Here is a 14,511-nt window from a genome sequence, read left to right as displayed (position 1 = left end):
GCGGAGCGAACAGAGCACCGGAGAGCGGAGCGAACAAAGCACCGGAGAGCGGAGCGAACAAAGCACCGGAGAGCGGAGCGAACAAAGCACCGGAGAGCGGAGCGAACAAAGCACCGGTACCCGGGCTGTTCACTCTGGTGCTGCACACGCACCTGCCGTGGCTGGCTCATCACGGCCGCTGGCCGGTCGGCGAGGAGTGGCTGTACCAGTCGTGGTCGGCGTCCTATCTGCCCCTGGTGCGGGTGCTGCGCACGCTGGCCGCCGAGGACCGCCGCCATCTGATCACCCTCGGTGTCACACCGGTGGTCGCCGCGCAGCTCGACGACCCGTACTGCCTGCAGGGCATGCAGCACTGGCTGGCCAACTGGCAGCTGCGTGCGCTCGAGGCGGCGACCATGCGCACCGCGGCGGGGACCTCGCCGGCCTCGGATCGGAAAGCCTTGCGCCGGTTCGGTTCCCGCGAGCACGCCGAGGCCGAGCGTGAGCTCGGCGAGTTTGACTCGCTGTGGCGTCACGGCGCCAGCCCGGTGTTCCGGGAGCTTCTCGACGGTGAGGTCGTCGAGCTACTCGGCGGACCGTTGGCCCATCCGTTCCAGCCGCTGTTGAACCCTCGGCTGCGCGAGTTCGCGCTGCGCGAAGGCTTGGCCGACGCCGGACATCGGTTCGCGCACACGCCGGCCGGCATCTGGGCGCCGGAGTGTGCCTATGCGTCGGGCATGGAGACCGGTTACGCCGCGGCGGGCGTGGGCCACTTCATGGTGGACGGGCCGTCGTTGCGCGGCGACACCGCGCTGGGCAGGCCGGTCGGCGATTCCGGCGTCGTCGCTTTCGGCCGCGATCTGCAGGTCAGCTACCGCGTGTGGTCGCCGCGGTCCGGCTATCCGGGTCACGCCGCCTACCGCGACTTCCATACTTACGACCACGCCACCGGCCTCAAACCCGCCCGGGTGACCGGCCGCAATGTGCCGTCGGAGGACAAGGCGCCGTATGACCCGGCCCGTGCTGATGCCGCGGTCGACGTCCATGTCGCTGATTTCGTGGAGACGGTGCGCCGGCGTCTGCAGTCCGAGAGCGAGCGGATCGGCAGGCCCGCACATGTGGTCGCCGCCTTCGACACCGAGTTGTTCGGCCACTGGTGGTACGAGGGCCCGGTCTGGCTGGAGCGGGTGTTGCGGGCACTGCCTGCCGGCGGTGTGCGGGTCGGAACACTCTCGGACGCGATCGCCGAAGGCTATGTCGGCGAGCCGGTGGAACTCCCGCCCAGCTCGTGGGGTTCGGGCAAGGACTGGCAGGTGTGGTCGGGTGAGAAGGTGGCCGATCTGGTGCACCTGAACAACGAGGTCGTCGACACGGCGCTGAGCACCGTCGACAAGGCACTGGCCCGCGGCGCATCGTTGGATGCCGCCGCCCCAAGGGATTTCGTGGCCGATCAGATCCTGCGCGAGACCTTGCTGACGGTGTCGAGCGACTGGCCGTTCATGGTCAGCAAGGACTCCGCGGCCGACTATGCGCGCTACCGCGCCCACCTCCATGCACACGCCACGCGCGAGATCGCGGCGGCGGCGGCCTCGGGCCGCGACGAACAGGCGCAGCGGCTGGCCGAGGGCTGGAACCGTGCCGACGGGCTGTTCGGAGCACTCGACGCCCGGAGGTTGCCCACCGAATGAACATGAAGATCCTGCTGGTGTCGTGGGAATACCCGCCGGTGGTGATCGGCGGGCTCGGCCGCCACGTGCACCATCTGGCCACCGAACTCGTCGCGGCCGGCCACGAGGTCGTGGTGCTCAGCCGGCGTCCGACCGGAACGGATCCGCAGACCCATCCGACCACCGACGAGGTCCACGAAGGGGTGCGGGTGATCGCGGCCGCCGAGGATCCGCACGAGTTCACCTTCGGCACCGACATGATGGCCTGGACCCTGGCGATGGGTCACGCGATGATCCGCGCCGGTCTGGTGCTGGCCGACTGGCGGCCCGACCTCGTCCACGCGCACGACTGGCTGGTCGCCCATCCCGCTGTCACCCTCGCCCAATTCTTCGATGTGCCTTTGGTTTCCACGATCCACGCCACCGAGGCGGGGCGACACTCCGGTTGGGTCTCGGGCGCGGTGAGCCGTCAGGTGCACGCGCTGGAATCGTGGCTGGTCCAGGATACGGACTCGCTGATCACCTGTTCGGCGTCGATGCGCGAGGAGATCACCACCCTGTTCGGACCCGAGCTCGCCGAGATCTCGGTGATCCCCAACGGGATCGACACCGACGGTTGGCCTTTCGCGACCCGCCGGCCCCACCCCGGACCGGCGGAACTGCTGTACTTCGGCCGCCTCGAGTACGAGAAGGGCGTCCACGACGCCATCGCGGCGCTGCCGCGGATCCGCCGCACCCATCCCGGCACCACGCTGACCATCGCCGGTGACGGCACGCAACTGAACTTCCTGACCGAGCAGGCGCGCAAACACAAGGTGTTCAAGGCGACGAATTTCATCGGCCGCGTTGACCATTCAGAACTGCTGCAGTTGCTGCACCGGGCCGATGCGGCGGTGCTGCCGTCGCATTACGAGCCGTTCGGAATCGTCGCGCTCGAAGCGGCCGCGACCGGCACGCCGCTGGTGACCTCCACCGCGGGCGGACTCGGCGAGGCGGTCATCGACGGGGTGACGGGTGTGTCCTATCCGGCCGGTGATGTGGCGGCATTGGCCACCGCGGTGCGCACGCTGCTCGATGATCCGGCGGCGGCCCAGCGGAGGGCGATCGCGGCGAGGGAACGCCTCACGTCGGACTTCGCGTGGCACACCGTGGCGGCCGAGACCGCACAGGTGTACCTGGCGGCCAAGCGTGCCGAGCGCAGGCCCCAGCCCCGGCGACCGATCGTGGAACGGCCGCTGCCCGACCGGTGACGCGCCGAACTCGCATTCCTTGCGGTCGCTGGTGCGGAACGGCCGCGTGGAATGCGGTTTCGGCGGACTAGCGGGAGGCCTTCTTGCGTTCGATGTCGGCTAGCGCCGCGGCCAGTTCGGCCCGCTCGGCCGCCGACGTCTCCCACGACAGCTTGCGGTTCTTGACGACCTTGCCGGGTGCGCCAACGACGATCGAGTAGTCCGGGATCTCACCCTTGACCACCGCGTGGGCACCCAGTACGCATCCGCGGCCGATGCTGGTGCCGCGCAGCACGGTGACCTTGGCGGCCAGCCAGGTGTCCGGGCCGATCCGCACCGGGCTCTTCACGATGCCTTGATCCTTGATCGGTAGTTCGATGCTGTCCATCTTGTGGTCGAAATCGCAGACGTAGCACCAGTCGGCCATCAGCACGGAATCACCGAGCTCGATGTCGAGGTAGGTGTTGATGACGTTGTCGCGGCCGAGCACCGTCTTGTCCCCGATGCGCAGCGATCCCTCGTGGCAGCGGATCGTGTTCTTGTCGCCGATGTGCACCCAGCGCCCGATCTCCATCTGCGCGAGTTCCGGCGTGCACTGAATCTCGACGTTCTTGCCGAGGAACACCATGCCGCGGGTGATGACGTGCGGATTGGCCAGCTTGAATTTCAGCAGTCGCCAGTACCGCACCAGGTACCACGGGGTGTAGGCGCGGTTGGCCAGGACCCATTTCAGCGAGGCGAGCGTGAGGAAATCGGCCTGGCGAGGGTCCCGTAGACGGGATCCCCGCCAGCGCTTGTGCAGCGGCGCTCCCCACATCGTTGTCATGGCCGGAGAGCCTACGCGCCCGCCCGTGACATTCCCGGGTCGCTCCGCTCCCGCCCTCCGAAAGGGTCAACGGTTACCCTCACGTGGGCTCGATGTACACCGCGATCAGAAGGGATCCCGTGCTCCGGCGAATCATCGCATTGGCCTCGACGGCGCTGATCGCAGGTGCGCTGGCTGGGTGCGGCAACACCGACTCCTGGGTAGAGGCCCGTGCCGCCACCGGCTGGTCAGCACAGTATGCCGACGCCGCAAACAGCAGCTCCTCCCCCGTCACCGGGGCCGACACGCTGCGTCTGGAGTGGGCGCGGTCGGTCAAGGGTGAGCTCGGCGCGCAGGTGGCGCTCGGCTCGGGCAACTACCTGGCGGCCAACGGGCAGACCAGGGCGGGTTGCTCGCTGATGGTGTGGGAGACCGACAACCGCGGCAGGCAACGCTGGTGCACCCGCCTGGTGCAGGGCGGCGGCTTCGCCAGCCCGCTGTTCGACGGATTCGACAATCTCTACATCGGCCAGCCCGGCGCCATCCTGTCCTTCCCGACCACCCAGTGGGTCCGCTGGCGCCAGCCGGTGATCGGCATGCCCATGACGGCCCGCATCCTCAACCCCGGGCGCCTGCTCGTGGTCACCCATCTGGGGCAGGTGCTGGTGTTCGACGCCCACCGCGGCACCGTCACCGGCACGTCACTGGATCTGGTCGCCGGGGTGGACCCGACCGACTCGGAGCGCGGGTTGCAGGACTGCCGGCTGGGTGGGCCGCGGTGCCCGGTGGCCGCCGCCCCGGCCTACTCGGAGGCCGCCGGCATGGTGGTGCTGACGCTCTGGGAGCCGGATGCGGACAAACCGATGCTGGTCGGTCTGCGCTATCAGCCCGGTCAGACCCCGCAGCTCAGTCGCGCATGGACCAGTGACGCCGTCGGCGGCGGCCCGCTGGCCAGCCCGGTGCTGTCCCCGGACGGGTCGACGGTGTACGTCAGCGGCCGCGACGAAAGACTGTGGGCGCTCAACGTCGACGACGGCAGTGCGAAGTGGTCGGTTCCGATGGACTACCTGGCCCAGACCCCGCCGTCGGTGACGCCCGGTGGGCTCATCGTCGCCGGGGGCGGGCCGGGGTCACGGCTGACTGCGGTGCGCGACACCGCCGAAGAGGGCGAGGTGCTCTGGACCCGCGACGACGTGTCACCCCTGACCACCTCCAGCCTGACCGGGGTCGGCTATACCGTGGTGCGCGACGGCGAGGACACCGACGAGCGGCCTGCCGGGCTGGCGCTGCAGGTGTTCAGCCTCGGCGACGGCGCGACCCTGCACACCCATCCACTCCCGAACGCGACCGGATGGCCGGTCGGCGTGTCGGTGGGTCATGACCGCCGCGTCGTCACGGCCACCAGCGCCGGGCAGGTCTACGGCTTCGCGCCTGCGTGAGCGGAGCTGCTAACGCAGGCGTCACGGTCCGGAAATACCGACCTTGCGCAGTGATGCGAACATGCACACTCAGATGACCCGGACAAGCCGACGAACCAATAGGTAGAGGGGACGCATATGTCCGAATTCCTGAGCGCATTCAACGACCTGGTCTGGCATGAGACCCTCGTCTACCTCTGTCTTGCCGCGGGCGTCTACTTCTCGATCAGATCGCGCTTTGTGCAGGTGCGCCAAGTCCCTGAGATGGTCCGGCTCATGCTCAAGGGCGAGAAATCGCCGTCAGGGTGTCCAGTTTCCAGGCGCTGACGATGTCTCTGGCCGGGCGGGTCGGCACCGGCAACATCGCCGGCGTGGCCACCGCGATAGCGTTCGGCGGGCCCGGTGCGCTGTTCTGGATGTGGGCGGTCGCCTTTCTCGGCGCATCCACGTCATTCGTGGAATGCACGCTCGGCCAAATCTATAAGGACCGCGACAAGCTCACCGGAGAGTACCGCGGCGGGCCCGCCTACTACTTCAGCACCGCGTTGTCCCACACCGCCGCAGCGGGAGCGATGAAGGCCTACGGCTTCGTCTTCGCGGCCGTCACGCTGCTGGCGATGGGTCTGCTGCTGCCCGGCGTGCAGTCCAACTCGATGGCGTCGGCGATGAACTCCGCGTGGGGTTTCTCGAAATGGTGGGTTGCGGTCGGCATAGTGATCGTGCTGGCCTTCGTCATCATCGGCGGGGTGAAGCGGATCGCGACGTTCGCGTCGATCGTGGTGCCGTTCATGGCGGTCACCTACATCGTGCTGGCGCTGATCGTCGTGCTGATGAACGCCGGTGACATTCCGGAGATCATCGGCTTGATCTTCTCCAGTGCGTTCGGCGTCGACGCGGGGTTCGGCGCGATCATCGGTGCAGCGGTGATGTGGGGCGTCAAACGCGGAATCGATTCGAACGAGGCGGGTCAGGGCACCGGTCCGCACGCCGCGGCAGCAGCGGAGGTGTCACACCCGGCCAAACAGGGGCTCGTGCAGGCGTTCGCGGTCTACGTCGACACCCTGTTCGTCTGCTCGGCGACCGGCTTCCTGATCTTGTCCACCGGCGCCTACCGGGTGTTCGAGGGTGAGAGCGCCGACGGTGCGGTGCTCAGCGAGGGCGGCAGTATCCTGCCCGCCGACGCCGAGGTGGGCCCGACGTTCGCCCAGGTAGGCTTCGACACCCTGTGGAGCGGGGCGGGCTCCAGTTTCATCGCGGTCTCGCTGGCGTTCTTCTGCCTGACCACGATCATCGCCTACTACTACATGGCCGAGACCAACCTGCGCTTCCTTCTGGGCAACGCCGCCACCGTCGACATTCCCTACCTTCGGAGCACGGTCGGATCGACGGCCACGATGTTGCTGCAGGCGCTGATCCTGGTGTCGGTGACGATCGGCGCCGTCTCGACCGCCTCGGAGGCGTGGACGCTCGGTGACATCGGCGTCGGCCTGATGGCGTGGCTGAACATCATCGGCATCCTGATCCTGCAGCAGCCCGCCTACAAAGCGCTGTGGGACTACGAAAAGCAGAAGAAGCAAGGTCTGGATCCCAGGTTCGATCCGGTCGCCCTGGGCATCAGGAACGCGACGTTCTGGGAGAACTACGACCCCGCCACCGGCAGGGACAAGCAGCCGACCGTCACCGGGGGCTGACGGGTGTCTCCAGCGCCAGCATCGGAGCGACCGCGCTGCGCGGGACGGTGGCCTGCAGCGCGCCGCCGGCACCGGGCATGATCTCGCCCTGACCGAAATAGAAGATCAGCGAATCGTCGGTGATCGCGAACTCTTGGTACTTCGCCGGATCGAGCCCGTCGGCCGCTGAGATCGGCGCGTCGACGCCAAGCTGGCGGGAGATGTCGGCCTGCACTATCGGGAAGATCGCGTCCAGTGGCTTGCTGTCCGCCTTGAAGAGCGTGTCGAAGGTGATCGGGGCCTTCTTCGCCACGTCCCAGTTGAACGCCTTGAACCAGGTCTGCGGGTGCGCGCCGCCGACATTCTCGTAGACCTCGAATACCACGCTGCGGGTGCCGCCGTCGTCGCGCCCGGTCCGGTAACCGGTTCCCCGGGCGTCGAGGACGTAGGGCAGATTCCACGAACCCGGCATCTCCGAGACGTTGACGAAGCCATCTCGGGTCTGCCTCAGATAGTCGACGAGCGCCCGCTGGTCGGGATAGTCGGCCGGGAACGTGTAATCCAGTCGATAGGTGGGGTTCTCGGCGTGCACGTGGCAGATCTGGTCGGCGTCGACGGTGCCGCCCAGCTCCGCGCAGGCCGACTGGGCCGCGGCCGTGGGTGCGGCCACCAGGCCCACCGAGAGACCGGCGGCCGTCAAAGCAGCGGCTAAGATGCGCATCGTCGGACGTCCTCGTGATCGGCGCCTCGTGGACTCGGCGCATGGCGAACTGATAGGGCCAGGGTACGTGAGCTTTCAGCGTGACGGACGACATATGAATGCCGTTGCCCGGCTTGCCACCCCGGAACCCAGCCGGGTGATGACCACGCTCACATGAGCGTCCCCGCGCAGCCGCAGCCGACTGCGCAACACGTCCGGATCGACGGCGACACCGCGGACGAGGATTTCGACAGCTCCGGCGGCGTGGCGCGAAAGCGCCTGCCGCAGGTGTCGTTCGCTGAACGCCACCTGCTCCAGGACCTCGAAGCCGCGCTGACCGTCGGGTAACCGGTCGCCGGACAGGTAGGCAATGTCGCGGTCGAGCTGCCAGAGCCCGTGCCGCGCCGCGTACTGGCGCACCAGTCCAGAGCGCACCACCGCGCCGTCGGGGTCGACGATCCACCGCCCCGCCGGCGCCACCGCGCACTCCCCGGGATCGGTGTCGGTGAGCTGTTCTCCGGTGTCCAGGACGGTCGCTCGCCGCCGCACGCCTGCCGCCAGTCCCCGTGACCACAGGCATGCCTCGCGGACACTTCCTCCCAGCGATGTCACCTCGATCTCGCCTTCGAAGCCGAGCTCGGCGAGAACCGCGAAATCGACTCCAGGGGCGCACTTCACGACGTGGTCGCGGTGGCGCAGCACGTCGAGCAGCTCGTCCAGCGCAGGCACGTAACCACGCGGAGCGAACCGCCTCCTGGCGCCGCTGCGCCGCGCCGGGTCGACGACGACGACCGCGTCGGCGGTGACCGGCGCGAGCGCGTCGGCCCGGCACAGCGGCACGGTGGCGCCCACGTTGTGCCGGGCCATCGCCAGCCGTACCGGGTCGATGTCGCTACCCAGTACGAAGTCGGCCCGATTGCGAAGCGCGGCAAGCTCACTGCCGATCGAACAGGTGGCGTCGTGCACCGTTCTGCCGGACAGCCTGCGCGCCCGATGTTCGGCGACCGGTGCTGCCGTGGCCTGCTGCAGCGCGTCGTCGGTGAACAACCAGTCCGCCGCATCGGCGAACTTCGCGACTGCTTTGCGCCGCAGTCTGACGGTCTCCACCAGCACCGCTGTCCGGTCACCGAAACGGCTTCTGGCCGAGGCGATATCCGCTACCAACGATGAGTCGGTCAGCGCGTGGCGGGACATCTCGGCCAGGGCCTGCCGGCCGGTGCCACTGCGCAGGTAGGCCACATCGGAAAGGCCGAACTCTACGACGGTTTGACCCCGGTCACCATGACGTTGTAAAACCAGCCCTTCGGCACCACACGGCGCCAAACGTTGGCGTCCACCCAGGACAGCGTGGTCCAGCTTCCGAAGGCGAATTTCGCCCAGCCCCAACCCAACCGGCCCGGCGGCACGGCCGCCTCGAAGGTACGGACCGGCCAGCCCAGCATCGCGGCGGTGAATTCCTCGCTGGCCGTGCGGACTTCGACCGCTCCGGCGTTGGCGGCCATCCGCTCCAGGTCGGCGGGATCGAAGGTGTGCAGATCGACCACGGCCTCGAGTGCGGCCGCCCGCGACGACTCGTCGAGCTCGGCCTGCGGCCTGCGCCAGCCGGCCAGCATCGGCAGCTTGGTGACGTTGGTCGCGACGCGCCACGTCAGCGTCGACAGCTCACGGGCATACCGGTTACCGACTGTGGTGGGCTCCCCCGCGAACACGAACCGCCCCCCGGGCTTGAGCACCCGCACGACCTCACGCAGCGACAGCTCCACGTCGGGAATGTGGTGCAGCACGGCGTGGCCGACCACCAGGTCGAAGGTGTTGTCCTCGTACGGGATGCCCTCGGCGTCGGCGACGCGGCCGTCGATGTCCAGTCCCAGCGACTGACCGTTGCGGGTGGCGACCTTGACCATCCCCGGCGAAAGGTCCGTCACCGATCCGCGACGCGCAACCCCGGCCTGGATCAGGTTGAGCAGAAAGAAGCCTGTCCCGCAGCCCAGCTCGAGGGCCCGATCGTAGGGCAGCTCGCGCTGCACCTCCTCGGGCACCGCGGCGTCGAACCGGCCGCGGGCGTAGTCGACGCAGCGCTGGTCGTAGGAGATGGACCACTTCTCGTCGTAGGTTTCGGCCTCCCAGTCGTGGTAGAGCACCTGGGCCAGCTTGGTGTCGTGCATCGCGGCTTCGACCTGCTCTTTGGTCGCGTGGGGCTGCGGAGCCGGGACGGCGACATCAGAGTAGGCGCCGGGTTCCTTCGTTTCCGTCATGCAGGGCAGCCTAACGTCCGTCGGCGCCGGTGCTCTCATCGCGGGTGAACGACCACTTCGCGGCTGCCAGCACCTCGGCCGGGTAGTCGGTGAAGCGACCGGCCCAGGCCCGCGCCGCGTCGTAGACGCCGTCCGGGGCCACCATCTCGTCGATCAGGCCGAGCGCCAGCGCCTCCCGGGCATCGACGAACCGGCCGCTGAACACCAGATCCCTGGCCTTGCTCTGGCCGATCGCGCGGGCCAGGCGCGCGGCGCCGGTGCCGGTGGGCGCCCGGCCGGCCAGGATCTCCGTCGCCCCGAACTTCACGTTGTCCCCGCTCACCCGCCAGTCGGCCGCCAACGCCAGCGTCAGCCCGGCGCCGAGCGCATAACCGGTGATCGCGGCCACGGTCGGCTTGGGCAGGTTCACCAGCGCGTCGAGCGCGTCGACGGCGACCCGTTCCGCGGCTGCGGCCTCCTCGGCGGTCAACGTGTTCAGTTCCGGCATGTCCTCCCCGGCCGAGAAGATCTCATGGCCTCCGAACAGGATCACCGCCGACACCTCGGGCCGGGCCCCCAGGTCGGCTGCGGCTTCGGTGAGCTCCCGATACACCTGGCGGGTCAGCGCGTTCGTCGGCGGCCGGGACACCAGCAGCGTGGCGATCCGCTGCCCGTCGCCGGGGGCCAGGACCGTGCTGACGAACTCCGTCACGCGAGCGGCGCCCCGTCGGTGTAGCCCTGCGGAGCCCGCCGGTTGCGCGCCGCGTTGTAGCGCTCACCGTCGAAGAACTCGATCTCCCAGTTCCCGCCGTTGCGGGCGGCGAGCGAGGGTTCGATGGCGACGATCTTGCGTTCCACGGCGAGCACCTCGGACACGGTGCGCCCGTTCAGCGCGTCGAGCTGCGTCCACGTCGGCGGCAGCAGAAAGCTGCGGCCGTCGGCGAAGTCGTCGAGGGCGGCCTGCGGGGTCACCCAGTCGGCCTTGTCGGTTTCGGTGTTGTCGCCGTCGGCGCGCTGCCCCTGAGGCAGCGCTCCCACGAAGAAGTAGGTGTCGTAGCGGTGGGTGCGCTCCTCCTTGGGAGTGACCCAGTTCGCCCACGGCCGCAGCAGATCGGCGCGCAGCACCAGCTTCTCCGAGCGCAGGAACTCACCGAACGACAGCGACTTGTTCTCCAGCGCCGCCCGCTGCTCGCGGTACACCGAGGCATCGTCGACCAGCAGGTCCGGATCGTCGGCCGCGCCGGCGAACAGCACGCCGGACTCTTCGAAGGTCTCGCGCGCGGCGGCGCACACGAGCGCCTCGGCGAGTTCGGGATCCACGTTGAATCGCTCGGCCCACCAGTTGCGGTCCGGACCGTGCCAGGCGACGTCGGCGTTGCGGTCCCGGTCGTCGACGCCCCCGCCGGGGAACACCATCACCCCGGCGACGAAGTCCATCGCCGAGTGCCTGCGCATCAGGAAGATCTTGATGCCCTCAGGCGTGTCGCGCACCAGCATCACGGTCGCGGCGGGGCGGGGCACCAGCGGGTCGGGGTCGGTCATGCACGTCTCCTGTGGGCGGCGCGGCTACGGGTGCGGCGGGCGAAATAGCGTCCGTCGATGTAGTCCAGCGCGATGGACTGGCCGAAGGCCTTGGACAGATTCTCGGCGGTCAGCACATCGCTGAGGAGTCCGGAGTCAACCACTTTGCCTTCGGACAGGATCAGGCAGTGGGAGAAGCCCGGCGGGATCTCCTCGACGTGATGGGTGACCAGCACCAGCGCCGGGGCATCGGGATCGGCGGCCAGATCGCTCATCCGCGCCACCAGCTCCTCCCGGCCGCCCAGGTCGAGCCCTGCGGCCGGCTCGTCGAGCAACAGCAGCTCCGGGTCGGTCATCAGGGACCGCGCGATCAGTACCCGCTTGCGCTCGCCCTCCGACAGCGTCCCGAACGTGCGCTCGGCGAGGTGCTCGGCGCCGACGCTCTCCAGCATGTCGACGGCCTGCACGTAGTCCACCTCGTCGTATTCCTCGCGCCACCGCCCCAGCACCGCGTAGCCCGCGGACACCACGAGATCCCGCACCGTCTCGTCGTCGGGAACCCGCTGGGACAGCGCCGCGCTGCTCAGCCCGACGCGCGAACGCAGTTCCGACATGTCGACGCGGCCGAGCCGCTCCCCCAGGACATACGCGGTGCCCGACGAGGGGTGCTCCATCGCGGCCGCCATGCGCAGCAACGAGGTCTTGCCCGCCCCGTTCGGCCCGATCACCACCCAGCGTTCGTCGAGTTCCACCGACCAGGTCACCGGGCCCACCAGCAACCGCCCGTTGCGGCGCAGGGTGACGTTGGCGAAGTCGATCAGCAGGTCGGGGTCGGCTTCCGGCACCGGATCCTGCACGGCATCGGAGCGGTCGTCGACTGGCACCCGACCATCGTAGTCAGCTCGAAATCGCCCGCCCGTCGCCGCCGTTGAGGACGACCCGATCGGCCACCGCGGCGGTGCCCGCATCCCGTTCGGCGATGCGCCGGCCGGTCCCCGGACGCGGCGATTCGACCCGGGCCCATCCGCTGGCCGCCAGTACCCGCCGCGGCGTCAGCCGCAGAAACAGTTGCACCAGCGGACCGATACCGAACGCGTAGACGAGCGTGCCGATGCCGACCGTGCCGCCGAGACCCAACCCACCGCCAGCACCGTGACTTCGATGCCGGTCCGGATCAGGCGCACCGACCGGCCTGTGCGCACGACCAGACCGGTCATGAGGCCGTCGCGCGGTCCGGGACCGAGCCCGGCGCCGATGTAGAGCACGGTGCTCAGTGCGTTGAGGACGACCGCGGTGCCCAGAAGCGTCGCGCGCACGGGCAGAGACTCCGGTGCCGGAATGAGCCACAGCGCGACGTCGACGCTGACCGCGATCACGACCACGTTGGCGACGGTGCCGATCCCGGGCCGGTTGCGCAGCGGGATCCAGGCCAGCAGCACCACCACGCCGGTCACCGCCGAGGCGGTCCCGATGCTCATGCCGGTCCGCTCCGACAAGCCCTGATGGAACACGTCCCACGGGTCCAGGCCGAGGCCGCTGCGGACCATCATCGCCATCGACACGCCATAACCGCACAACCCGGCGAGCAGCGCCGCGCCTCGCAGTGCTGCGCGCGGGACCGCCGCCACTACGCGTGGTCCGGGAAGTGCATTCGGATCGCGTCCAGCTCACTGCGCACGCGTCGGGCGTCGGAATCGCGCTCGTCGACGGTGCTGCCCATCGAAGGCAGGTAGTACAGGTCGGCCAGCCGCTGGCCCAGGCGAGATAACCAGTGCGTCATGCGGCCATGATGGGCCAGAACTGGCTTGCCTCTCAATATCCAGTTGAGCAATACTGGCCCTAATGACTGGCGCAATGGCGGTGCGATCGCTCGATGTGGACCTTTTGGCTCGCGAGCTGGGTAACTGGCGGACGTCCAGTCGCACGGGGCCGGCGTATCACGGTCTCGCCGATGCCATCCGGTTGCTGATCATCGACGGCCGGGTCCCGGTCGGTGCCCGGCTGCCCAGCGAGCGGGCACTCGCCGAGGCGCTGCACGTGTCCCGCACCACGGTCACGGCGGCCTACGCGCAGTTGCGCGACGACGGCTACCTCAATGCACGGCGCGGCGCCCGCAGCACCACCGCGCTGCCGCTGAGCCCGACCGAGCCCGCACCCGCCACCACGGCCGCCGCCAATCTCGCGGCGGCCACCCTGGCCGCCCCTGCGGCCGTCGTCTCGCAGGCATTCGTCGACGCCGCCGCACAGGTCACCCCGTACCTGCACGACATCGGCATCGAATTGTTCGGGGTGCCGCCACTGCGCGCTGCGATCGCCGAAAGATATTGTGCGCGTGGGCTTCCCACTGAACCTGACGAGATCATGGTGACCACCGGAGCGTTGCACGCGATCGGGTTGATCCTGGCCACCTACACCCAGCCCGGGGATCGCGTCCTCGTCGAACAACCCACCTATCACGGGGCACTGGCGGCGATGGCCTCGCGCGGCGTGCGACCGGCGCCGGTGGCGATGACACCCGACGGCTGGGAGCTCGACGCCGTCGAGGCCACTATTCGGCAACTGGCACCCAAGCTCGCGTACCTGATCCCCGACAACCACAATCCGACCGGTATGACCATGCCGGTCGCCGAGCGGAAGCGCTTGGCGCACATCATCAGTGACACCCGCACCCGCACGGTTGCCGACGAGACCATCACCGACATGTGGCTCGACGAACAGGTACCCGCCCCGTTCGCCGCGTCGATGACGACGCGGCGCGACCTGGTGCTGACGGTCGGCTCGATGTCGAAGTCGTTCTGGGGCGGTCTGCGGATCGGCTGGATCCGCGCCGACCGAAGCTCGCTGGCCACCATCGCCGCGTTGCGGCCTTCGGTGGACATGGGCACCCCGATCCTCGAACAGCTCGCCGGGGCCCGGCTTCTGGCGGCCGAGGATGAGGTGCTGCCCGAGCGCCGCGACCTGCTGCGGTCCCGGCGGTCCCTGCTGCTGCGGCTGCTCGCCGAGCACCTTCCCGACTGGCAACCGGTGCCGGGCACCGGTGGCCTGTCGCTGTGGGTGCGGTTGCCCGCCCCGATGAGTTCGGCGTTGTCGGCGGCAGCGTCGCGGATGGGGCTGGAGATCCCGCCCGGTCCGCGCTTCGGGGTGGACGGCACGCTGGAACGCTTCATCCGGGTGCCCTACGCGCTGCCGGATCCTCAGCTGGTCGACGCGATCGAGTTGCTGGCGCGGGCCTGGCGCAGCGTCACCGGTATGACCCCGCCGGAACCGACCGCCGTCGTGGTCTGAGCC

12 protein-coding genes and 2 pseudogenes are annotated in these 14,511 nt (G+C 69.1%); 5 read left to right on the top strand and 9 right to left on the bottom strand.

Translation table 11 applies throughout. The annotated features are described in order from the left end of the window. Nucleotides 1-125 precede the first annotated feature (125 nt). Both KXD97_RS17835 and KXD97_RS17830 read left to right on the top strand, forming a co-directional pair. Nucleotides 126-1,667, top strand: a complete 1,542-nt coding sequence (locus KXD97_RS17835) for a glycoside hydrolase family 57 protein (RefSeq protein ID WP_260758025.1) — start codon at nucleotides 126-128, stop codon at nucleotides 1,665-1,667. Between the two features lie 2 nt (nucleotides 1,668-1,669). After that, the gene (locus tag KXD97_RS17830; protein WP_260758024.1) at nucleotides 1,670-2,896 is read left to right on the top strand and encodes a glycosyltransferase family 4 protein; all 1,227 of its coding nucleotides are present in this window, start codon (nucleotides 1,670-1,672) and stop codon (nucleotides 2,894-2,896) included. Between the two features lie 67 nt (nucleotides 2,897-2,963). Here the strand turns inward: KXD97_RS17830 and KXD97_RS17825 are convergent, their stop codons facing one another. Next, a complete protein-coding gene (locus KXD97_RS17825; RefSeq protein WP_260751365.1) occupies nucleotides 2,964-3,701 on the bottom strand; it encodes an acyltransferase in 738 nt (245 codons plus the stop codon). Nucleotides 3,702-3,820: 119 nt separating this feature from the next. Here KXD97_RS17825 and KXD97_RS17820 point away from each other — a divergent pair, with 119 nt between their 5' ends. Together KXD97_RS17820 and KXD97_RS17815 are read left to right on the top strand one after the other, a co-directional pair. Beyond that, on the top strand, nucleotides 3,821-5,119 hold the full coding sequence (locus KXD97_RS17820; RefSeq protein WP_260751364.1) for a PQQ-binding-like beta-propeller repeat protein: 1,299 nt from the start codon (nucleotides 3,821-3,823) through the stop codon (nucleotides 5,117-5,119). A gap of 117 nt (nucleotides 5,120-5,236) precedes the next feature. Further along, nucleotides 5,237-6,789, top strand: a pseudogene (locus tag KXD97_RS17815) (alanine/glycine:cation symporter family protein). Here KXD97_RS17815 and KXD97_RS17810 read toward each other — a convergent pair. From KXD97_RS17810 to KXD97_RS17775, 8 genes and pseudogenes are all read right to left on the bottom strand, one after another. Then, entirely contained in the window at nucleotides 6,776-7,489 is a 714-nt protein-coding gene (locus KXD97_RS17810) for an esterase (RefSeq protein ID WP_260751363.1), read from the bottom strand. The pseudogene KXD97_RS17815 and the gene KXD97_RS17810 overlap by 14 nt on opposite strands. A gap of 75 nt (nucleotides 7,490-7,564) precedes the next feature. Next, nucleotides 7,565-8,791, bottom strand: coding sequence for a THUMP-like domain-containing protein (locus KXD97_RS17805; RefSeq protein WP_260751362.1), 1,227 nt, complete (start codon nucleotides 8,789-8,791; stop codon nucleotides 7,565-7,567). Then, entirely contained in the window at nucleotides 8,725-9,723 is a 999-nt protein-coding gene (locus KXD97_RS17800; RefSeq protein WP_260751361.1) for a class I SAM-dependent methyltransferase, read from the bottom strand. Before KXD97_RS17800 ends, KXD97_RS17805 begins: the two co-directional genes overlap by 67 nt. 10 nt (nucleotides 9,724-9,733) lie before the next feature. Then, the gene (locus KXD97_RS17795) at nucleotides 9,734-10,414 is read right to left on the bottom strand and encodes an enoyl-CoA hydratase (RefSeq protein ID WP_260751360.1); all 681 of its coding nucleotides are present in this window, start codon (nucleotides 10,412-10,414) and stop codon (nucleotides 9,734-9,736) included. Then, a complete protein-coding gene (locus KXD97_RS17790) occupies nucleotides 10,411-11,244 on the bottom strand; it encodes an NUDIX hydrolase (RefSeq protein ID WP_260751359.1) in 834 nt (277 codons plus the stop codon). The genes KXD97_RS17795 and KXD97_RS17790 overlap by 4 nt, the downstream gene beginning before the upstream one ends. Continuing rightward, a complete protein-coding gene (locus KXD97_RS17785) occupies nucleotides 11,241-12,080 on the bottom strand; it encodes an ABC transporter ATP-binding protein (RefSeq protein ID WP_260758023.1) in 840 nt (279 codons plus the stop codon). The genes KXD97_RS17790 and KXD97_RS17785 overlap by 4 nt, the downstream gene beginning before the upstream one ends. Nucleotides 12,081-12,120: 40 nt before the next feature. Continuing rightward, nucleotides 12,121-12,779: pseudogene (locus KXD97_RS17780) on the bottom strand (YitT family protein). Nucleotides 12,780-12,850: 71 nt separating this feature from the next. Continuing rightward, a complete protein-coding gene (locus KXD97_RS17775; protein WP_260751358.1) occupies nucleotides 12,851-13,003 on the bottom strand; it encodes a hypothetical protein in 153 nt (50 codons plus the stop codon). 62 nt (nucleotides 13,004-13,065) lie between these two features. Between KXD97_RS17775 and KXD97_RS17770 the strand changes: the two genes are divergently transcribed. Then, on the top strand, nucleotides 13,066-14,508 hold the full coding sequence (locus tag KXD97_RS17770) for a PLP-dependent aminotransferase family protein (RefSeq protein ID WP_260751357.1): 1,443 nt from the start codon (nucleotides 13,066-13,068) through the stop codon (nucleotides 14,506-14,508). Nucleotides 14,509-14,511: the final 3 nt, after the last annotated feature.

This window comes from Mycobacterium sp. SMC-8, assembly GCF_025263565.1.
Lineage (GTDB): Bacteria > Actinomycetota > Actinomycetes > Mycobacteriales > Mycobacteriaceae > Mycobacterium.
Note: the sequence above shows the minus strand (reverse complement) of the source record. Positions and strands in the feature narration are given on the sequence as shown.